Genomic DNA, 20,871 nt, shown 5'->3' with positions numbered 1-20,871 from the left:
CGGTCCGGGCTTGGCAAGCCCGCTTGACGGAATATCCCGACGGGCGCAGCCTTGGACTTGACGCGGCGAGGGGTGGCGCTGTAGGAAATGAACAAGTGTTCAATAACGGCTTGGGAGGGCCCGTCATGTTCACGCGGGGGATGGAATTCGATCTGGGCGAAGACGTGAATGCGCTGCGCGAGATGGTGCACCGCTGGTCGCAGGACCGCGTCGCGCCCATCGCCGCCGAGGTTGACCGCACCAACGCCTTTCCGAACGACCTGTGGACCGAGATGGGCGAGCTGGGCCTTCTGGGCATCACCGTCGCCGAGGAACATGGCGGCAGCGGCATGGGCTATCTTGCGCATGTCATCGCGACCGAGGAGATCGCGCGGGCCAGCGCGTCCGTCAGCCTGTCCTATGGCGCGCATTCGAACCTGTGCGTGAACCAGATCAAGCTGAACGGCACCGACGAACAGCGGGCGCGGTATCTGCCGGACCTGTGCAGCGGCAAGGCGGTCGGTGCGCTGGCCATGTCCGAGGAGGGCGCGGGCAGCGACGTCGTCGGCATGAAGCTGCGGGCCGAGAAGAAGAACGACCGCTATGTCCTGAACGGCAACAAGTACTGGATCACCAACGCCCCCGATGCCGACACGCTGGTCGTCTATGCCAAGACCGACCCCGACGCGGGCAGCAAGGGCATCACCGCCTTCATCGTCGAGCGCGGCATGAAGGGGTTCAGCACAGGCCCGCATTTCGACAAGATGGGCATGCGCGGATCGAACACGGGCGAGCTGATCTTCGAGGATTGCGAGATCCCCTTCGAGAACGTCCTGGGCGAGGAAGGGCGCGGCGTCCGCGTGCTGATGTCGGGGCTTGATTACGAACGCGTCGTCCTGTCGGGCATCGGCACCGGCATCATGGCTGCGTGCCTGGACCAGGTGCTGCCCTATGTCGCGGAACGCAAGCAGTTCGGCCAGCCGGTCGGGTCCTTCCAGCTGATGCAGGGCAAGATCGCCGACATGTATGTCGCGCTGAACACCGCCCGCGCCTATGTCTACGAGGTCGCGCGCGCCTGCGACACGGGCCGCGTGACGCGGCAGGACGCGGCGGGGGCCGTGCTCTATGCCAGCGAACAGGCGATGGTGCAGGCGCATCAGGCGGTGCAGGCGCTCGGGGGGGCGGGCTTCCTGAACGACAGCGTGGTCAGCCGACTGTTCCGCGACGCCAAGCTGATGGAGATCGGCGCAGGCACCAGCGAGATCCGCCGGATGCTGATCGGCCGGGAACTCATGGGCCTCGTCTGATGGATTTCAGCGGCATCCCCGATTGGCAGGCCATGCGCGAGGGGTTCCGGTGGGACTTTCCGGCGCGGTTGAACATGGCCGACCAGTGCCTGTCGCATCCGGCCTCGCGACTGGCGATCCTGGAATACGGGGCAAGGCCTGTGCGCGTGAATTTCGGGCGGCTGACGGCCATGACCGACGATCTGGCGCATCTGCTGGCGGCAGGTCGCGGCGATCGCGTGGGCGTCCTGCGCACGCAATCGGCCTGGACCGCCGCTGCCCACCTGGCGATCTGGAAATCGGGCGCGATCTCGGTCCCGCTGTTCAAGCTGTTCGGCCCCGAGGCGCTGGCCCTGCGCCTGCGCGATGCGGGCGTCCGCACCGTCATCGCCGATCCCGAAGGGCGCGAGATGCTGCGAGACTTCCCCGACCTGAACGTCATCGTCCCCGAGGACGGCGTGCCGGATGCCGGGCGGTTCGCCTCGGTCGATACGGGGCCGAACGACCCCGCCGTGCTGATCTATACCTCGGGGACGACCGGCGCGCCCAAAGGGGCGCTGCACGGGCATCGCTGCCTGACGGGGCACCTGCCGGGGGTCTGTCTCAGCCATGATCTGCTGGGCCAGCCCAACGACATGATCTGGACGCCCGCGGATTGGGCCTGGATCGGCGGGCTGTTCGACGTGGCGATGCCCGCGCTGGCGCTTGGCGTGCCGCTGGTGGCCGCGCGCGCGGGCAAGTTCGATCCGCAGGCCGTCGCGGGCATGATCGCGGAATGCGGCATCCGCAACGTGTTCTTCCCGCCGACCGCGCTGAAAATGCTCAAGGCGTCGGGCATCCGCATCGGTGGCCTTCGCAGCGTCGCGTCGGGCGGCGAGACCCTGGGCGCCGAGATGCTGGACTGGGGCCGCGAGGCACTGGGCCTGACCATCAACGAATTCTACGGCCAGACCGAATGCAACATGGTCGCGACCTCGGCCTCGTGCCTGTTTCCGGTGCGTCCCGGCGCGATCGGACGCGCCGTGCCGGGCTTCGACATCGCGGTCGTGGACGATGACGGCACCCCCGTCCGGTCCGAGGGCGACATCGCCATCCGTCGCGGCGCGGGCAGCATGATGCTGGAATACTGGAACCGTCCGGATGCCACCGCCGAGAAGTTTCGCGGCGACTGGATGCTGACCGGCGATCGCGGCGTGATCGAGGACGGCTATATCCGCTTTGTCGGGCGCGACGACGACGTGATCACCAGCGCCGGCTATCGCATCGGTCCGTCCGAGATCGAGGACTGCCTGCTGCGCCACCCCGCCGTCGCGCAGGCGGGCGTCGTGGGTAAGCCCTGTCCGACGCGCACGCAACTGGTCAAGGCCTATGTCGTCCTGCGCGACGGCTACGCCCCCTCGGACGCGCTGGCCGCCGAATTGCAGGACCACGCCAAGCGCCTGAGCGCGGCACATTCCTATCCCCGAGAGATCGCCTTCATGGAGACGCTGCCGATGACCGTGACGGGCAAGGTGATGCGCCGCGAATTGCGCAAGCTGGCCGAGGCCGAATGAGGATGCTTGCGCTGATCCTGGCCCTGATGCCGCTGCCCGCGCTGTCGCAGACGGTGCCGATGGATGCGGCTTCGGTCGCGTCCTGCCGCGACGGCGCTGCGCACGGGGAGGTCGCGCCCGACTGCATCGGCCTGGCCGCGCAGGCCTGCCAGCAGGCGCATTCCCAGCCCGACACGACCCTTGCCATCAGCCAGTGCATGATGGCCGAGGCCGCCGCCTGGGATGACCTGCTGAACGACGAATACACGGCCTTGCGCGATGCACGCCCCGCACAGGCCGATATGCTGCTGGACGCGCAGCGGGCATGGATCGCGCTGCGCGATGCGGATTGCACGATGGCCCATGACATCCACAACGGCGGTTCGATGCGGGTGATCGCCGCCGCCGATTGCCAGTTGCGCCACACCGCCATCCGGACCCTGCAGCTGCGCGACATGCAGCCGAACTGACGCCCGATCGGAGAACGCCCATGAAGTTGAACAGCAACGCCCTGACCGGCTCGGAGACGTTCGAGGCCAACCGCAAGGCGCATCTTGCCCTGATCGAACAGACCGCCGAGGCCGCGCGCCTGGCCGCCGCGGGCGGTGGTCCCAAGGCGCAGGAACGCCATGTCGGGCGGGGCAAGATGCCCCCGCGCGAACGGGTCGCGAACCTGCTGGACCCCGGCAGCCCCTTCCTCGAGATCGGCGGCGTCGCGGCGCACGGGATGTATGACGGCGCGGCCCCCTGCGCGGGCGTGATCGCGGGCGTCGGGCGCGTCCACGGGCAGGACGTGATGGTCGTGGCGAACGACGCGACGGTGAAAGGCGGCACCTATTACCCGCTGACCGTCAAGAAGCACCTCCGCGCGCAGGAAATTGCCGAGGAATGTCATCTGCCCTGCGTCTACCTGGTCGACAGCGGCGGTGCGAACCTGCCCAACCAGGACGAGGTCTTTCCCGACCGCGACCATTTCGGGCGCATCTTCTACAACCAGGCCAGGATGAGCGCGAAGGGCATTCCCCAGATCGCCGTCGTGATGGGCTCCTGCACGGCGGGCGGCGCCTATGTGCCCGCCATGTCGGACGTGACGATCATCGTGCGCGATCAGGGCACGATCTTCCTGGCCGGTCCGCCGCTGGTCAAGGCCGCGACCGGCGAGGTCGTGTCCTCCGAGGATCTGGGCGGCGGCGACGTGCATACCCGCCTGTCGGGCGTCGCGGACTACCTGGCCGAGGATGACGCCCACGCGCTCGCGCAGGCCCGCCGCGCCATTGCCAGCCTCAACCGCCGGATGCCCGACACGGTGAACTGGCAATCCCCCGAGGATCCGGCCTATGACCCCGACGAGATCCTGGGCGTCGTTCCTGCCGACCTGCGCACCCCCTATGACATCCGCGAGGTGATCGCGCGGACCGTCGACGGCAGCCGCTTCGACGAGTTCAAGGCGCGCTTCGGGGAAACGCTGGTGACGGGCTTCGCGCATGTGAAGGGCTGCCCGGTCGGCATCGTCGCCAATAACGGCGTGCTGTTCTCCGAGGCCGCGCAGAAGGGCGCGCATTTCGTCGAACTGTGCAGCCAGCGTGGCATCCCGCTGGTCTTCCTGCAGAACATCACCGGCTTCATGGTCGGTCGCAAATACGAGAACGAGGGCATCGCCCGCCACGGCGCCAAGATGGTCACCGCCGTCGCCACGACCAGCGTGCCCAAGATCACCATGCTGGTCGGCGGCAGCTTCGGCGCGGGCAATTACGGCATGGCGGGGCGGGCCTATTCGCCGCGCTTCCTGTGGACCTGGCCCAACAGCCGCATCAGCGTCATGGGCGGCGAACAGGCCGCGGGCGTCCTTGCCACCGTCAAGCGCGACGGGATCGAGCGGCAGGGCGGCACCTGGTCCCCCGAGGAAGAGGCCGAGTTCAAGCGCCCCACCATCGAGATGTTCGATCGCCAGTCGCACCCGCTCTATGCCTCGGCGCGGCTGTGGGACGACGGCATCGTCGATCCGCGCAAGACCCGCGACGTGCTGGCCCTGTCCCTGCGTGCCAGCCTGAATGCCCCAATCGAGCCGACGCGCTTCGGCCTGTTCCGGATGTGAGGCTGCCATGTTCGACAAGATCCTGATCGCGAACCGGGGCGAGATCGCCTGCCGCGTCATCGACACCTGCCGCCGGATGGGGGTCGCGACCGTCGCCGTCTTCTCCGATGCCGACCGCGATGCCCGCCATGTCGCCATGGCCGACGAGGCCGTCCATATCGGCGGCCCCGCACCCGCCGACAGCTATCTTCGCGGCGATGCCATCATCGACGCGGCGCTGGCGACCGGCGCGCAGGGCATCCATCCCGGATACGGCTTCCTGTCCGAGAACCCCGATTTCGTCGATGCGGTGCAGGCGGCGGGGCTGATCTTCATCGGCCCGTCCGCCGATGCGATCCGCGCGATGGGCCTGAAGGACGCTGCCAAGGCGCTGATGGAGAAGGCGGGCGTGCCGGTCGTTCCCGGCTATCACGGGGCGGAACAGGACGCGGCGCATCTGGCGCAGCAGGCGGACGACATCGGCTATCCGGTGCTGATCAAGGCGGTCGCGGGCGGCGGTGGCAAGGGCATGCGCCGCGTCGATGCCCCCGAAGGCTTTGCCGAGGCGCTGCGATCCGCCCAGTCCGAAGCGAAGGGCGCCTTCGGCAACCCTGCCGTCCTGATCGAGAAATACGTCCTGCAACCCCGCCATATCGAGGTGCAGGTCTTCGGCGACGGCACCCGCGCCGTGCATCTGTTCGAACGCGACTGTTCCCTGCAGCGCCGCCACCAGAAGGTGATCGAGGAGGCACCGGCCCCAGGCATGACCCCCGAGATGCGCCAGGCCATGGGCGATGCCGCCGTCCGCGCCGCCGAGGCCATCGGCTACAAGGGGGCGGGCACGATCGAGTTCATCGTGGATGGCAGCGACGGCCTGCGCCCCGACGGGTTCTGGTTCATGGAGATGAACACCCGCCTTCAGGTCGAACACCCCGTGACCGAGGCGATCACGGGCGTGGATCTGGTCGAATGGCAGCTGCGCGTCGCCAGCGGCGAGGATCTGCCCGCCCGCCAGTCCGACCTGTCGATCCGCGGCCATGCCTTCGAGGCGCGGCTCTATGCCGAGGATGTTCCGGCGGGCTTCCTGCCCGCGACGGGCCGGCTTGCGCATCTGGAATTCCCCGCAGGCGCGCGGATCGAGACCGGCGTGCGGACCGGCGACCGGATCAGCCCGTGGTACGATCCGATGATCGCCAAGGTCGTCACCCACGGCCCGACCCGTGCGGCCGCGCTGCAATCGTTGGACCGCGCGCTGACGCGGACCGAGGTCGCGGGCTCGGTCACGAATCTCGATTTCCTGATCGCGCTGACGCGTCACGCGGGCTTTCGGGCGGGGGATGTCGATACCGGCCTGATCGAGCGTGACCTAGACGCGCTGATCGCGCCGCGCGATGCGGATGCCGCCGCGATGGCGCTTGGCGTGATCGGGCTGGCGGGTCTGGATCTGCCGGACGCGGAATGGGGCGCGACGCTGTGGCAGCCCCTGCGCCGCCGTATCGGCTGGCAGGGCGGCGAAGCCGTGCTGGAGGTTCTGGCCCGCGATCATGCGCGTGTCACCATCGACGGCACCGCGCATGACGTCACCCGCGCGGGTGGCCGCTGGCTGGTCGATGGCGCGGCCCGTCCCGATGCGATCCGCCATTTCGACGGCGGCGTCGGCGTCTTCGGTCAGGCCACGCTGATCCTGATGGCCGAGGACCCGCTGGACCGACAGGGGGCCGCCGATGGCGGCGACGGGCTGACGCGATCGCCGATGCCGGGGCTGGTCCGGGCGATCCACGTCTCGGCGGGGCAGGCGGTCGCCGCGGGCGACCGGCTTGCCATCCTCGAGGCGATGAAGATGGAACACACCCTGACCGCCGCCCGCGACGGCGTCGTGGCCGAGGTTCTGGCGACCGAGGGCCAGCAGGTCGAGGCCGGCGCCCCCCTGATCCGGCTGGAGGATGCCGATGGCTGACCCGGTCGAGATCTTCGAGATGGGCCCGCGCGACGGGCTGCAGAACGAAAAGCGCCTGATCCCCGCGCAGGACAAGATCGCGCTGGTGGACATGCTGTCGCGCGCGGGCTTTCGCCGGATTGAGGTGACCAGCTTCGTCAGCCCGAAATGGGTGCCGCAGATGGCCGATGCGGCGCAGGTGCTTGCGGGCATCACGCGGCAGCCGGGCGTGTCCTATGCCGTGCTGACGCCGAACATGCAGGGCTATGACGCGGCGCGGCAGGCGCGGGCCGATGCGGTGGCGATCTTTGCCAGCGCGTCCGAGGGGTTCAGTCGCGCCAACCTCAACGCCTCGATCGACGAGAGCCTTGCGCGGTTCCGCCCCGTGGCCGAGGCCGCGCGCACGGACGGCATCCCCCTGCGCGGCTATGTCAGCATGGTGACCGACTGCCCCTTCGACGGGCCGACCGATCCGGGCGCGGTGGCTCGCGTCGTGGCCGAACTGATTGCGATGGGCTGTCACGAGGTCAGCCTGGGCGACACGGTGGGGCGCGGCACGCCCGAACGGATCGACGCGATGCTGGCCTCGGTGCTGTCCGTCGCGCCGCCCGAACGGCTGGCGGGCCATTACCACGACACCGGCGGTCTTGCGCTGCAGAACATCGAGGTCAGCTTGGAACGCGGGCTGCGGGTCTTCGACGCGGCTGTAGGCGGGCTGGGCGGCTGCCCCTATGCCCCCGGCGCGGCGGGGAATGTCGCGACCGAGGCCGTCGCCGCAAGGCTGGCCGAACTGGGCCACGACACCGGGCTGGACCCGGCCATCCTGAACGAGGCAGCCGCCCTTGCACGCGGCATGAGGGGGGCAGACCATGCCTGAGACGATCCGTATCCAGCACGACGACCGCGGCGTCGCGACCCTGTGGCTTGCCCGCCCCGAGAAGCATAACGCCCTGTCGCGGCAGATGCTGGACGAACTGACCGAGGCCGCGACCGCGCTGGCCGCCGACGACAGCGTCCGCGTGGTCGTGCTTGCCGCCGAGGGGCCCAGCTTCTGCGCGGGCGGCGATCTGGCGTGGATGCGCCAGCAGATCGACACGGATGCCGCGACGCGACGCGCGGGCGCGCATGCGCTGGCGGGAATGCTGTCGGCGCTGAACCTGCTGCCCAAGCCGCTGATCGCGCGGGTGCATGGCAATGCATTCGGCGGCGGGGTCGGGATGATGGCGGTCAGCGACGTGGCGCTGGTCGCGGATCAGGCGCGCTTCGGCCTGACCGAGGTGAAGCTGGGCCTGATCCCCGCCACCATCGGCCCCTATGTCATGGCCCGCATGGGCGAGGATCGCGCGCGGCGGGTCTATTTCTCGGGGCGGCTGTTCGATGCGGCCGAGGCGCGGGACCTGAACCTCGCGACGCGCGTGCTGCCTGCCGGGGATCTGGACGCGGCGGTCGAGGCCGAGATCGCGCCCTATCTTCTGGCCGCCCCGCGCGCCATCGCGGCGGCCAAGGCGCAGTGCCGCGCGCTTGGGCCGCGCATCGACGCACAGGTGATCGAGGATAGTATCGACCGTCTTGTCGCCACGTGGGAAGGCCCCGAGGCGGTCGAGGGGATCACGGCCTTCTTCGACAAGCGCGCCCCAAGCTGGCAGAGCTGAGGCGGACATGAAAAGGCCCGCCGCGCGGAACGCGGCGGGCCTTTCGTCATCTTTCGAAGATCACATGCCCTGATACAGCGGGAAGCGCGCGCAAAGCTCGGTCACTTCGTTGCGGACCTTCTCCTCGACCGCGGCATTGCCTTCCTCGCCATTGGCGGCAAGGCCGTCCACGACCTCGACGATCCAGCGGGCGATCTGGCGGAACTCGGGTTCGGCGAAGCCGCGGGTGGTGCCAGCCGGTGCGCCCAGGCGGATGCCCGAGGTCACGAAGGGCTTTTCCGGGTCGAAGGGCACACCGTTCTTGTTGCAGGTGATGTGCGCGCGGCCCAGGGCGGCCTCGGTCGCCTTGCCGGTCACGCCCTTCGGACGAAGGTCGGCCAGGCACAGGTGGTTGTCGGTGCCACCCGAGACGATGTCGATCCCGCCCTTCATCAGCTCGTCCGCCATGGCGGCGGCGTTCTTGACGACCTGCGCGGCATAGTCCTTGAACTCGGGGCGCAGGGCCTCGCCGAAGGCAACGGCCTTGGCGGCGATCACATGCATCAGCGGACCGCCCTGCAGACCGGGGAAGACGGCGCTGTTGATCTTTTTGGCGATGTCGGCGTCGTTGGTCAGGATCAGACCACCGCGCGGGCCGCGCAGCGACTTGTGCGTGGTCGAGGTGACGACGTGCGCATGGGGCAGGGGCGAGGGGTGCTGACCGCCCGCGACCAGGCCCGCGATATGGGCCATGTCCACCATCAGGTATGCGCCGACCTCGTCCGCGATGGCGCGGAAGGCGGCCCAGTCCCAGACGCGGCTATAGGCGGTGCCGCCCGCGACGATCAGCTTGGGCTTGTGCTGGCGCGCAGCCTCGGCGATGGCGTCCATGTCCAGCATCTGGTCCTGCTGGCGCACGCCATAGCTGACGACGTTGAACCACTTGCCGGACATGTTCACGGGCGAACCGTGGGTCAGGTGACCGCCCGAGTTCAGGTCCAGGCCCATGAAGGTGTCGCCCGGCTGCAGCAGCGCCAGGAACACGGCCTGGTTCATCTGGCTGCCGCTGTTGGGCTGGACGTTGGCATATTCGCAGCCGAACAGTTCCTTGGCGCGTTCGATCGCCAGGTTCTCGGCGATGTCGACGAACTGGCAACCGCCATAGTAGCGCTTGCCCGGGTAACCCTCGGCGTATTTGTTGGTCAGGACCGAACCCTGAGCCTCCATGACGGCGCGGCTGACGATGTTTTCCGATGCGATCAGCTCGATCTCGTCGCGCTGGCGGCCCAGTTCCTGGGTGATGGCGCGGGCGATCTCGGGGTCGCGGGTTTCAAGCGTTTCGGTGAAGAAGCCAGTGTCGCGGGTCGGGGCGTTCATGTCGCGCGTCCTTTATGGCTGTGGGCTGCAGATGGGGCGCGTTCTAGCGCAAGGTTCGCGTTGCGGAAAGTGACAAAACGACCCGCCATGCGCGGGGGGCGACCTCGACAGGGGTTGTCATCGCGAAGATGCCGTCCGATGCTTCGCCACTGCGAACCGGGGGACAAGACGGGCAGATGACGCGGAAGATCCATTTCACCGCCAGCCAGGCCGAGGCCGCGCTGATGGCCCATGAACGGCTGGAAGCACGCTATGGCTCGGTTCCGCTGCCCGAGGCCGATGTCGTCGTGGCACTTGGCGGGGACGGTTTCATGCTGCAGACGCTGCACGCGATGAAGGGGCGCAACCTTCCGGTCTACGGGATGAACCGCGGCACGGTGGGCTTCCTGATGAACAACTTCTCCGAGGAAGGGCTGCAGGAACGCCTTGCCGCGGCCGAGGAGACGGTGATCAACCCCCTGCGGATGCGCGCGACCTGCGGTGACGGCATCTGCCACGAGGAACTTGCCATCAACGAGGTCAGCCTGCTGCGCCAGGGTCCGCAGGCCGCCAAGCTGCGCATCCATGTCGATGGCCGCTTGCGGATGGAGGAGCTGGTCTGCGACGGTGCGCTGGTCTCGACCCCTGCCGGCTCGACGGCCTACAACTATTCCGCGCATGGTCCGATCCTGCCCATCGGGTCCGAGGTTCTGGCCCTGACGGCCATCGCTCCCTTCCGTCCGCGTCGCTGGCGCGGCGCGCTGATCCCCAAGGCCGCCCGCGTCACGGTCGAGGTCCTGAACCCCGCCCGCCGACCCGTCATGGCGGATGCCGACAGCCGTTCCGTGCGCGACGTGATCAAGGTCGATATCGAGAGCGTGCCGACCATCGCCCACCGGCTGCTGTTCGACAACGGGCACGGGCTGGACGAAAGGCTGCTGCGCGAACAGTTCGTTTAAGGGATCAGCCCGCGCAGATCTGCTGCAATGCCAGCCATTGCTCATCCGTCAGGATGCTTCTGGCGGGTGCGGGATCATTCTGGATCAGCGACATGACGCTGGCGCCGGTCGGGTCGATGGATCGGGCATAGGGCGTGGTCGGAACGCCCTTGGCGGCGAAGACCTGCGGCAGGCCGTCGAAATCGGGGCGCGGCAGCGGCTCGGCAAGGATCTCGGCGCCATAGCCGGGAACCGAGCCCTCGGGGACGGTGCCGATGGTCATCATGCGCAGGCTGGTCAGAAGCCCGGCATGGCGCAGCGCGTCCAGCGTGACCGGCTCGGGGTCCTGCGCCTGCTGCGCGGCAAGAAGATGCCCGGCGGCCGCCTCGGGGCCGTTGCTGGCAAGCAGCATGTCCTCGCCCATGACATAGATGTCGCCGGGCAGGCGGCGCGCGCCGTTCAGCGGGCCGGGGATGACGAAGATCTGCGCGTTCTCGCCCAGAAGCCGGGGGGCCAGCCAGTCCAGCACCTGCTGACCGGTCTTGCGGCGGCAGACCGCGCCGCCGCTGCGCGACAGATCGTGCAGCACCGCCATGCCGACCGCCTGCGCCTGCGCGGGTGGGGCGATGCGGGCCGCGTGCCGGATCAGCGCGTCGGGCAGCCACATCGCCCCCGCCACGCCGATCCCGATGATGGCCATGATCAGCAGCAGCGCGCCCCGCAGCCTTCCGGGACGAGAGCGGTGATTGGCGATCGCACGCTGCACGCGCTCGATCGCCTCGATCATCAGCGGATCGTCGATCTCGACCGTTTCGTCTCGATCGACCGATGAGGGGGTATAGGATGCGGGCAGCCTGCCGGGGTTCAGCCGCGTCACCGCAGGCAGCGACCAATGGGTCAGCGGGCGGTCGGTCGAAGGCTCCATCAGCGTCAGCGTCGCTTCGCCAAGGGACACGATCACGTCGCGCGCGTCCTTCGCATTCGTGGCACGCCACGATCCCTGCGCCTCGAGCCGCTGGAATTCCGTCAAGGCAGTCATGGTCGAAGGTCGGCTCTGGAACTGAAGGTCACAGTGCCGACCATAGCGTTGCCGCCAGCCGCGTCAATCGGGCGTGTCAGTCCATCGTCTCGGCGATGCGCATGCCCTTTTCGCGCGCGAGGACGCGCATGCGCTCCTGCAGCTTCTCGAAGGCGCGGACCTCGATCTGGCGGATGCGCTCGCGGCTGACATTGTAGCGACCCGACAGGTCTTCCAGCGTCATCGGATCGTCGCGCAGGCGACGCTCCATCAGCACGTCCTTCTCGCGGTCGTTCAGCACGTCCATCGCGGCGATCAGCATCTGGCGGCGGGTGTCCAGCTCCTCGCTCTCGGCATAGGCGTCGGCCTGGTTGGCGTCCTCGTCCTCGAGCCAGTCCTGCCACTGGGCCGAACTGTCGCCGTCGCTGGCACCGACCTGGGCGTTCAGCGACGCGTCACCGCCCGACAGGCGGCGGTTCATGTCGATGACTTCCTGTTCGGTGACGTTCAGGTCGTTCGCGATCTGGGCGACATTCTCGGGGCGCAGATCGCCGTCCTCCAGCGCGCCGATGCGGGATTTCGCCTTGCGCAGGTTAAAGAACAGCTTCTTCTGCGCGCTGGTCGTGCCCATCTTCACCAGCGACCAGGACCGCAGGATGTATTCCTGGATCGAGGCACGGATCCACCACATCGCATAGGTCGCAAGGCGGAAGCCCTTCTCGGGATCGAAGCGCTTGACCGCCTGCATCAGGCCGACATTCGCCTCCGAGATGACCTCGGCCTGCGGAAGGCCATAGCCGCGATAGCCCATCGCGATCTTGGCGGCCAGCCGCAGGTGGCTGGTCACCAGCCTGTGCGCGGATTCGCTGTCCTCGTGATCGGCCCATGCCTTGGCCAGCATGTATTCCTCTTCGGGTTCCAGCAGGGGGAACTTGCGGATCTCCTGAAGATAGCGGTTCAGGCCCTGTTCGGGACTCGGGGCCGGAAGGTTGCCATAATTTGCCATGATGCTTGCCTTTCCCAGAGACCGTCGAACGCCATGCGAAACCCGCCGGTTCCGCAGGACCGGTCCGTGGCGGGCAGCCGCATGGGGTCAATTCTGACGCCTGCGGCAGGGGATGTCATCTGGGGATCGCTCACATCCGCGTCAAGATGTCTGGCGCAGCGCGTCAAGAAGTCGTTGCATATCATCGGGAAGCGGGCTGTCGAAGGCCATCTGCCGACCATCCACCGGATGGGTGAACCCCAGATGCGCCGCGTGCAGCGCCTGGCGACGGAATGCCGCAACCTCGGCGGCGGCGAGGCCAAGCGCCTTGAACGATGCCTTGCGCGCACCGCCATAGACCGGATCGCCGATCAGCCCCAAGCCGGCATGTGCCATGTGGACGCGGATCTGGTGGGTGCGCCCGGTTTCCAGCCGACATTCGACCAGCATCGCCGTGGGCGGGGTGCCGAAGGCCTCCAGCAGGCGCGCCCGGGTGACGGCGTGGCGGCCCTTGTCGAAATAGACCGCCTGCTTCTGCCGGTCGGACGGGTGGCGGGCAAGACCGGTGGTGATCTTGAGGACGGCGCCGTCCTCGAAATTCGTGCCGCGGGTGCCGCGAAGGCGCGGATCGGCGGGGTCGATGATGCCATGCGCCAGCGCCAGATAACGGCGGCTGGCGGTATGCGCCTCGAACTGTGCGGCAAGGCCGTGATGCGCGCGATCCGATTTCGCGACGACCAGCAACCCCGAGGTGTCCTTGTCGATGCGGTGCACGATGCCGGGGCGCTTCTCTCCTCCGATGCCCGACAGCGATTCGCCGCAATGCGCCAGCAGCGCGTTGACCAGCGTCCCCGAGGGACTGCCGGGGGCGGGGTGCACCACCATTCCGGCGGGCTTGTCGATCACGATCAGGTCATCGTCCTCGTGGACGACGACAAGGGGGATGGCCTCGGGCCGGGTCTCGACCTCTTGCGCGGGTTCGATGGCGATGCGGAAGACCTGTCCCTCGGAAACGCGGGCCTTGAGATCGGTGACGACGCCTTCGGGGCCGCTGACGGCTCCGTCGGCGATCAGGCGGGCAAGGCGCGACCGCGACAGGGCGGCTTCCTCTGGCACCGCGACGGCAAGCGCCTTATCAAGCCGCTCGGGCGGGTTTGCCGGAATGATGACATCAAGGTGCGACATGAGGGACGAGGATACCGATTGGAAGGACGCGGCGAAAGCCGTCCCCGAGCTGCGCTGGCTGAAGGCGCTGGTCACGGGGCTGACGCTGGTCATGGGATTGGGAATGATCGCGGTCGTCGCGATGCTGTGGGTGCGGCTGAACCAGCCTGCGCTGCCCGAACTGCCCGACGACATCGCGCTGCCCGAAGGGGCCGCGCCTGCCGCCGTCACCTTTGCCCGCGACTGGATCGTCGTCGTCACCGACGCGGGCGAGGTGCTGCTGTTCGACCGTGCAGGCGCGCTGCAGGACCGGATCGCGCCTTAGGCTTCGGATTTGCCTTCCAGCGCGTCCAGCCGTGCCTTCAGCTCGGCATTCTCGGTGCGGGCCTTGATCGCCATCTCGCGGACGGCCTCGAATTCCTCGCGCGTCACGAAATCGCGTTCGGCCAGCCAGCGGTCGATCCAGCCCTTCATGGCGGTCTCGGCCTCGGAGCGGGCGCCCTGCGCCACGCCCATGGCGTTCGTCATCAGCTTGGACATGTCGTCGAAGAAGCGGTTCTGGGTGGTCATGGGCGTCAAGTTCCCTGTATTGGCTTTGGCCCTATATGGCCGCCATCGTGGCGGGGTTCAATGTTGACATGCCCTGCTGCGACACTAGCGTGCGCGCCGAATTGCACCGCCCCTTCGATCCCGAGGCCACATGATCCCCTTTCCCGACATCTCGCCCGAGATCTTCACGATCCAGCTTGGCGGTTTCTCGTTCTCGCTGCGCTGGTACGCGCTGGCCTATATCGCGGGGCTGATCCTGGGCTGGCAGCTGATCGTCGCCATGATGCGCAGGCCCGCGATCTGGGGCGGCACGCCGCCGATGCAGGCCGAGAAGGTGGACGATCTGCTAACCTGGGTGATCCTGGGCGTGATCCTGGGGGGCAGGCTGGGCTTCGTGCTGTTCTACGAGCCTGCGTATTACATGGCGAATCCGGGCCAGATCCTTCAGGTCTGGCAGGGCGGGATGAGCTTCCATGGCGGCTTCGCGGGGGTCATCCTTGCGACCTGGATCTATGCCCGCCGCAACGGCATTCCCGTCATGCGCATCGCGGATGCGATGGCGGTCGTCGCGCCGATCGGGCTGTTCTTCGGGCGGGTCGCGAATTTCATCAATGCCGAGCTGTGGGGCCGTCCGACCGATCTGCCCTGGGGCGTGATCTTTCCGGGGCAGGCCGCGCAGTCCTGCCCGGGGATCGAGGGGCTTTGCGCGCGCCATCCCAGCCAGCTGTACGAGGCGGGGCTTGAGGGTCTGCTGCTGGGCCTGATCCTGTGGGGGCTGGTCCGCATGGGTACACTGCGCCGTCCGGGAACCGCCTTCGGCGTGTTCCTGCTGGGCTATGGCCTGGCGCGCATCTTCGTCGAGCTGTTCCGCGTGGCCGATGCGCAGTTCATCACGCCCGACAATCCGCTTGGCCATGTGATCGGTGGGCCGGTGATCGGCCTGACGATGGGGCAGGTGCTGTCGCTGCCGATGGTGGTGATCGGTCTGGTGTTGATCCTGTGGGCGCGGTCGCGCCCGCCCGTCGCCGCATGACGCCGCTGGCCGAACAGATCGCGATGCGCATTCGCGCGACGGGGCCGATGCCGCTGTCGGAATACATGCGCATCTGCCTGCTGGACGGCCGCCACGGATATTACGCCACCCGCGATCCCTTCGGTCGGGCAGGCGATTTCACCACCGCCCCCGAGATCCACCAAATATTCGGAGAGCTTTGCGGCCTCGCCCTTGCGCAGGCCTGGATGGATCAGGGCAGCCCCGCGCCGTTCACCCTGGCCGAGCCCGGCCCTGGGCGCGGCACGCTGATGGCCGACATGCTGCGCGCGATCCGGCTGGCCCCCGGCATGTCCGAAGCTGCCCAGGTCGCATTGATCGAGGCATCGGCCCATCTGCGCAAGGTCCAGGCGCAGCGCATACCTTCGTCCGCGCATCTCGACAATGTCGAGGATTTTCCTGACATCCCGTTGTTCCTAATGGCAAACGAGTTCATCGATGCGCTGCCCATTCGGCAATACCAGATGGGCGGTGACGGCTGGCACGAAAGGCTGGTCGGCCTGTCCGACGATGGCACCCTTGCGATGGGACTGGGGCCTGTGGTCCCGCTTGGCCGCAAGGGCCGCCCCGGTGATATCGTCGAGGAATGCCCAGAAGGCGTCGCTGCGATCCGCAGCATCGCCGCCCGCATCGCCGCGCATGGCGGCGCCGCGATCATCGTCGATTACGGCGGCTGGAACGGGTATGGCGACAGCTTCCAGGCGCTGCGCGACCACGCCCCCGAGGATCCGCTGGCCAATCCCGGCCTCGCCGACCTGACCGCCCATGTCGATTTCGCGCCGTTGGCCGCAGCCGCGCTGGATGCGGGTGCGCAGGTCTCCCGACCGATCCACCAAGGCGACTGGCTGCGGCTGCTGGGAATCGAGGCCCGCGCAAATGCCCTGACCCGCGCGGGCGACGCCGGGGCCGCCGCCGCGCTTCACCGCTTGACCGACCCGCAGGAAATGGGTCACCTGTTCAAGGCAATCGCGATCTGGCCGAAGGGGGCACCCGCGGTCCCCGGCTTTACCCCGCTGGAGTGACATGCAGACCACGCTTGAAATCCTGACCCACCCGCTGCTGGAAGGCACGCGCCACGGCTTCTTCACCCGCAAGGGGGGCGCGTCGTCGGGCCTGTTCGCTGGCCTCAATTGCGGCAGGCGATCCTCTGACCAGTCCGAGATGGTGCAGGTGAACCGCGCCCGCGTCGCGCAGGCGATGGGCGTGCCGGAAGTGGGGCTTGCCACCGTCAAGCAGGTGCATTCGCCGGACGTGGTGACGCTGGACGATGCGGCTGATCCGGTCGCCACGCGCGATGTCCAGGCGGACGGGATCGTCACCGCGCGACGCGACGTGGCGCTGGCCGTGCTGACCGCGGATTGCCAGCCGATCCTGCTGGCGGATGCCGATGCGGGCGTGATCGGTGCCTGCCATGCAGGCTGGCGCGGGGCCATCGGCGGCGTGATCGAATCCACGGTGGATGCGATGCGCGCCCTTGGTGCGACCGATATCCGCGCGGTGATCGGGCCGACGATCTCGCAGGCGAATTACGAGGTGGGGGACGAGTTCATGGACGAGTTCCTGTCCCTCGATCCCGACAGCGAACGCTTCTTCGCGGGCGGTCCGAACGGCAGGCCGATGTTCGATCTGCCCGCCTTCGGACTGATGCGCCTGCGACAGGCAGGAGCGACGGCCGAATGGTCGCGCCACTGCACCTATGCCGATCCGGACAGGTTCTTCAGCTATCGCCGTTCCACCCATGAAGGGCAGGCCGATTACGGGCGGCTGATCTCGGCCATCGCGCTTGGCTGAGGCATCGCCTCAGCCCGCTTCGCGGATCCGTTCCTCGACCACCTCGAACGGGACCGAGGGTTCGTCCTTGGCCCCGCGGATCACCAGCGAGGTCTTGACGCTTGCGACATTCGGCGCCGCCGTCAGCTTTTCCGTCAGGAAGCGCTGGAAGGTCGACAGATCCGGCGAGACGCATTTCAGGATGAAGTCGATCTCGCCGTTCAGCATGTGACATTCGCGGACCAGCGGCCAATTCTGGACGCAGGCCTCGAAGGCCGAGAGGTCGCGTTCGGATTGCTGGGCCAGGCGGACCATCGCGAAGACCTGCACCTCGAATCCCAGTTCGCGCGCGTCGATATCCGCGTGATAGCCGCGGATATAGCCCAGCTCTTCCAGCGCGCGGACGCGGCGCAGGCAGGGAGGGGCGGAAATGCCGACGCGGCGCGCCAGTTCGACATTGGTCATTCGGCCGTCGGCCTGTAGTTCGGCCAGGATCTTGCGGTCGATGTCGTCCAGTTTGGCGCCGGCCATGCTGCTCTTTCTTGTATTCAATTCAGGCGTTGCCGGAAACTACAATGGGCAGCCGGTCCGCGCAACATTCTTTCTGAAAATGCGGCAGGTCCGGGATGCGTTGCAGTTACGCTCCGGAGGGACTACCTCATGCACAAAGCGGGAATGAGGCGCAAGATGACCGAACGCAGCCATGTGAAAGTTTTGATCGTCGGATCGGGTCCGGCAGGCTATACCGCCGCCGTCTATGCATCGCGCGCGATGCTGGAGCCGATGCTGATCCAGGGGATGCAGCCCGGCGGGCAGCTGACGATCACCACCGAAGTCGAGAACTGGCCGGGCGAGACCGAGATCCAGGGCCCCGAGCTGATGGTGAAGATGGAAGAGCACGCCCGCGCGATGGGTGCCGAAATCGTGACCGACCTGGTGACCGAACTGGACCTGCAGAAGCGTCCCTTCACGGCGACCTGCGACAGCGGGCGCGTCGTGACCGCCGATGCGGTCATCCTTGCGACCGGCGCGCAGGCCCGCTGGTTGGGCCTTCCCTCCGAGGAGAAGTTCAAGGGCTTCGGCGTCAGCGCCTGCGCGACTTGCGACGGCTTCTTCTATCGCAACCGCGAGGTGCTGGTGATCGGCGGCGGCAACACTGCCGTCGAGGAGGCGCTGTTCCTGACCAAGTTCGCCAGCAAGGTGACGCTGGTCCATCGCCGCGACAGCCTGCGCGCCGAGAAGATCCTGCAGGACCGCCTGTTCAAGAACCCCAAGGTCGAGGTGATCTGGGACCACGAGCTGACCGAGGTGCATGGCGCCGAGGATCCGATGGGCGTGAACGCCGCCACGCTGACTTCGACCAAGGACGGATCCACGCGCGAGGTCGCGGCGGATGGCGTATTCGTCGCCATCGGTCACGCGCCGTCGTCGGAACTGGTGGCCGACCAGCTGGAGCTGCACAATGGCGGCTACGTCAAGGTCGAGCCGGGCACGACCCGCACCTCGATCCCCGGCGTCTTCGCCGCGGGCGACCTGACCGACCACGTCTATCGGCAGGCCGTGACCAGCGCCGGGATGGGCTGCATGGCCGCCCTGGACGCCGAGCATTTCCTGGCCGCGCAGGGCGAGGTCGAGGTTGCCCCCGAGAACCTGGTGGCCGAAATCAGCTGACCAGTCCAAGGGGCCGGAACAATGGGGCAGGGCGTTCGCGTCCTGCCCTTTTTCATGGCGTCTTGTGCCCCATCGGCATCAGGGCGCCAAGAATCCGCCAAGGCGTTTTCCCAGACTTGAATATCGGTTTTCCGACGGCTATGGGACGAATGCGTTGCGTGGTCATCCGGTGGCCGCGCGGCTTCGTATTCATCCGCAACCACCCGAGCCCGAGATATGACGCATCCCAACCAGACCCCGATCCCCGAGCTCTATGTCTCGGCTGACGCCGCCGCCGCCCTCAAGGACGAAGCCGGCAACATGCCCAGCTGGGACCTGACCCCGCGCCAGATCTGCGATCTGGAACTGCTGATGAACGGCGGCTTCAACCCGCTGAAGGGTTTCCTGACCGAGGCCGATTACGACGGCGTCGTCAGCGACATGCGCCTGACCTCGGGTGAGCTGTGGCCGATGCCGATCACGCTGGATGTCAGCGAGAAGTTCGCCGAGGGCGTCGCGCCCGGCACCGACATCGCGCTGCGCGACCAGGAAGGCGTGATCCTGGCGATCATGTCGCTGACCGACAAATGGGTCCCGAACAAGGCGCTGGAAGCCGAGAAGGTCTTCGGTGCGGATGATCTGGCCCACCCGGCCGTCAACTATCTGCACAACGTCGCGGGCCCGGTCTATCTGGGCGGCCCGATCAAGGGCCTGCAGGCGCCGACGCATTACGATTTCCGCGCCCGCCGCAACACGCCGAACGAACTGCGCGCGCAGTTCAAGAAGCTGGGCTGGCAGCGCGTCGTGGTCTTCCAGACCCGCAACCCGCTGCACCGCGCGCACCAGGAACTGACCTTCCGCGCCGCCAAGGAAGCCCAGGCCAACCTGATGATCCACCCGGTCGTCGGCATGACCAAGCCGGGCGATGTGGACCACTTCACCCGCGTCCGCTGCTACGAGGCGGTGCTGGACAAGTACCCGCAGGCCACCACCACGCTGTCGCTGCTGAACCTTGCCATGCGCATGGCCGGCCCGCGTGAGGCCGTGTGGCACGGCCTGATCCGCCGCAACCACGGCGCGACGCACTTCATCGTCGGTCGCGACCATGCAGGCCCCGGCAAGAACAGCGCCGGCGACGACTTCTACGGCCCCTATGACGCGCAGGACCTGTATCGCAAGCACCAGGACGAGATCGGCGTCGAGATGGTCGACTTCAAGCACATGGTCTATGTGCAGGAGCGCGCCCAGTACGAGCCCGCCGACGAGATCGAGGAAGGCGTGACCGTCCTCAACATCAGCGGCACCGAGCTGCGCCGCCGTCTGCGCGAAGGTCTGGACATCCCGGAATGGTTCAGCTTCCCCGAGGTCGTGAAGCAGCTGCGCCGCACCTCGCCCCCGCGCGCCCAGCAGGGCTTCACGGTGTTCTTCACGGGCCTCTCGGGTTCGGGCAAGTCGACCGTCGCCAACGCGCTGATGGTCAAGCTGATGGAGATGGGCGGCCGCCCCGTGTCGCTGCTGGACGGTGACGTCGTGCGCAAGCACCTGTCGTCGGAACTGGGCTTCTCGAAAGAGCACCGCGACATCAACATCAAGCGCATCGGCTATGTCGCGTCCGAGATCACGAAGAACGGCGGCATCGCGATCTGCGCGCCGATCGCCCCCTATACCGCGACCCGCCGCGCCGTGCGCGAGATGGTCGAGGCCGGCGGCGCCTTCGTCGAGATCCACATCTCGACCCCGCTGGAGGAATGCGAGCGTCGTGACCGCAAGGGGCTCTACAAGCTTGCGCGCGAAGGCAAGATCAAGGAGTTCACCGGCATCTCGGATCCCTACGAGGAACCGCAGAACCCCGAGCTGGTCGTCGACACGACCGATATCGACGTCGATGGCGCAGCGCATCAGGTGCTGCTGAAGCTGGAAGGCATGGGCCTGATCGGCCTGTCGTGATCCAC

20 protein-coding genes are annotated in these 20,871 nt (G+C 67.6%); 14 read left to right on the top strand and 6 right to left on the bottom strand.

Annotated elements, in window-relative coordinates:
• Positions 1 to 125 precede the first annotated feature (125 nt).
• Genes F804_RS0111980 through F804_RS0111950 form a run of 7 tightly spaced genes read left to right on the top strand, consistent with a single transcriptional unit; the run spans position 126 to position 8,459 of the window.
• Positions 126 to 1,286 (top strand): isovaleryl-CoA dehydrogenase, encoded by a 1,161-nt coding sequence (locus tag F804_RS0111980; RefSeq protein WP_022707987.1) that lies wholly within the window; start codon positions 126 to 128, stop codon positions 1,284 to 1,286.
• Complete coding sequence (locus F804_RS0111975; protein WP_022707986.1) at positions 1,286 to 2,818, top strand: AMP-binding protein; 1,533 nt, start codon at positions 1,286 to 1,288, stop codon at positions 2,816 to 2,818. Before F804_RS0111980 ends, F804_RS0111975 begins: the two co-directional genes overlap by 1 nt.
• Before the next feature lie 2 nt (positions 2,819 to 2,820).
• The gene (locus tag F804_RS16420; protein WP_022707985.1) at positions 2,821 to 3,267 is read left to right on the top strand and encodes a lysozyme inhibitor LprI family protein; all 447 of its coding nucleotides are present in this window, start codon (positions 2,821 to 2,823) and stop codon (positions 3,265 to 3,267) included.
• A 20-nt stretch (positions 3,268 to 3,287) separates the two neighbouring features.
• Complete coding sequence (locus F804_RS0111965) at positions 3,288 to 4,892, top strand: carboxyl transferase domain-containing protein (protein ID WP_022707984.1); 1,605 nt, start codon at positions 3,288 to 3,290, stop codon at positions 4,890 to 4,892.
• Positions 4,893 to 4,899: 7 nt separating this feature from the next.
• Positions 4,900 to 6,828: an acetyl/propionyl/methylcrotonyl-CoA carboxylase subunit alpha gene (locus F804_RS0111960; RefSeq protein WP_022707983.1), complete on the top strand. Its 1,929-nt coding sequence runs from the start codon at positions 4,900 to 4,902 to the stop codon at positions 6,826 to 6,828.
• Positions 6,821 to 7,684 carry a hydroxymethylglutaryl-CoA lyase gene (locus tag F804_RS0111955; RefSeq protein WP_040596015.1) on the top strand — a complete coding sequence of 288 codons (864 nt, stop codon included), beginning with the start codon at positions 6,821 to 6,823 and terminating at the stop codon, positions 7,682 to 7,684. The genes F804_RS0111960 and F804_RS0111955 overlap by 8 nt, the downstream gene beginning before the upstream one ends.
• Positions 7,677 to 8,459: a crotonase/enoyl-CoA hydratase family protein gene (locus F804_RS0111950; protein ID WP_028725932.1), complete on the top strand. Its 783-nt coding sequence runs from the start codon at positions 7,677 to 7,679 to the stop codon at positions 8,457 to 8,459. The genes F804_RS0111955 and F804_RS0111950 overlap by 8 nt, the downstream gene beginning before the upstream one ends.
• A 60-nt stretch (positions 8,460 to 8,519) precedes the next feature.
• Here F804_RS0111950 and glyA read toward each other — a convergent pair whose 3' ends face one another.
• Positions 8,520 to 9,815 carry a serine hydroxymethyltransferase gene (glyA, locus tag F804_RS0111945; RefSeq protein WP_022707982.1) on the bottom strand — a complete coding sequence of 432 codons (1,296 nt, stop codon included), beginning with the start codon at positions 9,813 to 9,815 and terminating at the stop codon, positions 8,520 to 8,522.
• A 176-nt stretch (positions 9,816 to 9,991) separates the two neighbouring features.
• Between glyA and F804_RS0111940 the strand changes: the two genes are divergently transcribed.
• Entirely contained in the window at positions 9,992 to 10,753 is a 762-nt protein-coding gene (locus tag F804_RS0111940) for an NAD kinase (RefSeq protein ID WP_022707981.1), read from the top strand.
• A gap of 4 nt (positions 10,754 to 10,757) precedes the next feature.
• Here the strand turns inward: F804_RS0111940 and F804_RS0111935 are convergent, their stop codons facing one another.
• The 3 genes from F804_RS0111935 to F804_RS0111925 all read right to left on the bottom strand — a co-directional run bounded on the left by F804_RS0111935 (position 10,758) and on the right by F804_RS0111925 (position 13,920).
• The gene (locus F804_RS0111935; RefSeq protein ID WP_022707980.1) at positions 10,758 to 11,771 is read right to left on the bottom strand and encodes a hypothetical protein; all 1,014 of its coding nucleotides are present in this window, start codon (positions 11,769 to 11,771) and stop codon (positions 10,758 to 10,760) included.
• 76 nt (positions 11,772 to 11,847) lie between these two features.
• Positions 11,848 to 12,756, bottom strand: a complete 909-nt coding sequence (rpoH, locus tag F804_RS0111930; protein WP_022707979.1) for an RNA polymerase sigma factor RpoH — start codon at positions 12,754 to 12,756, stop codon at positions 11,848 to 11,850.
• 141 nt (positions 12,757 to 12,897) lie between these two features.
• Entirely contained in the window at positions 12,898 to 13,920 is a 1,023-nt protein-coding gene (locus F804_RS0111925; protein ID WP_022707978.1) for an RluA family pseudouridine synthase, read from the bottom strand.
• On the opposite strand from F804_RS0111925, the gene F804_RS0111920 reads away from it, so the two are divergent.
• The gene (locus tag F804_RS0111920; RefSeq protein WP_022707977.1) at positions 13,919 to 14,224 is read left to right on the top strand and encodes a DUF6476 family protein; all 306 of its coding nucleotides are present in this window, start codon (positions 13,919 to 13,921) and stop codon (positions 14,222 to 14,224) included. The two genes, F804_RS0111925 and F804_RS0111920, sit on opposite strands and share 2 nt — an antisense overlap.
• Here F804_RS0111920 and F804_RS0111915 read toward each other — a convergent pair.
• Positions 14,221 to 14,469 (bottom strand): accessory factor UbiK family protein, encoded by a 249-nt coding sequence (locus F804_RS0111915; protein ID WP_022707976.1) that lies wholly within the window; start codon positions 14,467 to 14,469, stop codon positions 14,221 to 14,223. The genes F804_RS0111920 and F804_RS0111915 overlap by 4 nt on opposite strands.
• A gap of 130 nt (positions 14,470 to 14,599) precedes the next feature.
• On the opposite strand from F804_RS0111915, the gene lgt reads away from it, so the two are divergent.
• The 3 genes from lgt to pgeF are packed head-to-tail and all read left to right on the top strand — an operon-like array spanning position 14,600 to position 17,290.
• Positions 14,600 to 15,481 (top strand): prolipoprotein diacylglyceryl transferase, encoded by an 882-nt coding sequence (gene lgt / locus F804_RS0111910; protein ID WP_022707975.1) that lies wholly within the window; start codon positions 14,600 to 14,602, stop codon positions 15,479 to 15,481.
• A complete protein-coding gene (locus F804_RS0111905; protein WP_028725930.1) occupies positions 15,478 to 16,521 on the top strand; it encodes a class I SAM-dependent methyltransferase in 1,044 nt (347 codons plus the stop codon). Before lgt ends, F804_RS0111905 begins: the two co-directional genes overlap by 4 nt.
• 1 nt (position 16,522) lies before the next feature.
• Positions 16,523 to 17,290, top strand: coding sequence for a peptidoglycan editing factor PgeF (gene pgeF / locus F804_RS0111900; RefSeq protein ID WP_022707973.1), 768 nt, complete (start codon positions 16,523 to 16,525; stop codon positions 17,288 to 17,290).
• A 9-nt stretch (positions 17,291 to 17,299) separates the two neighbouring features.
• On the opposite strand, the gene F804_RS0111895 is transcribed toward pgeF, so the two are convergent.
• Positions 17,300 to 17,800 carry an Lrp/AsnC family transcriptional regulator gene (locus F804_RS0111895; RefSeq protein WP_022707972.1) on the bottom strand — a complete coding sequence of 167 codons (501 nt, stop codon included), beginning with the start codon at positions 17,798 to 17,800 and terminating at the stop codon, positions 17,300 to 17,302.
• A 144-nt stretch (positions 17,801 to 17,944) separates the two neighbouring features.
• On the opposite strand from F804_RS0111895, the gene trxB reads away from it, so the two are divergent.
• Together trxB and F804_RS0111885 are read left to right on the top strand one after the other, a co-directional pair.
• Positions 17,945 to 18,940 carry a thioredoxin-disulfide reductase gene (trxB, locus tag F804_RS0111890; protein WP_028725929.1) on the top strand — a complete coding sequence of 332 codons (996 nt, stop codon included), beginning with the start codon at positions 17,945 to 17,947 and terminating at the stop codon, positions 18,938 to 18,940.
• A gap of 216 nt (positions 18,941 to 19,156) precedes the next feature.
• Positions 19,157 to 20,866, top strand: a complete 1,710-nt coding sequence (locus F804_RS0111885; RefSeq protein ID WP_022707970.1) for a bifunctional sulfate adenylyltransferase/adenylylsulfate kinase — start codon at positions 19,157 to 19,159, stop codon at positions 20,864 to 20,866.
• The last annotated feature ends 5 nt before the right edge of the window (positions 20,867 to 20,871 follow it).

This window comes from Paracoccus zeaxanthinifaciens ATCC 21588 (genome assembly GCF_000420145.1).
GTDB lineage: Bacteria > Pseudomonadota > Alphaproteobacteria > Rhodobacterales > Rhodobacteraceae > Paracoccus > Paracoccus zeaxanthinifaciens.
The sequence above is the reverse complement of the archived record's forward strand: the minus strand, read 5'-3'. Positions and strand labels throughout refer to the sequence as shown.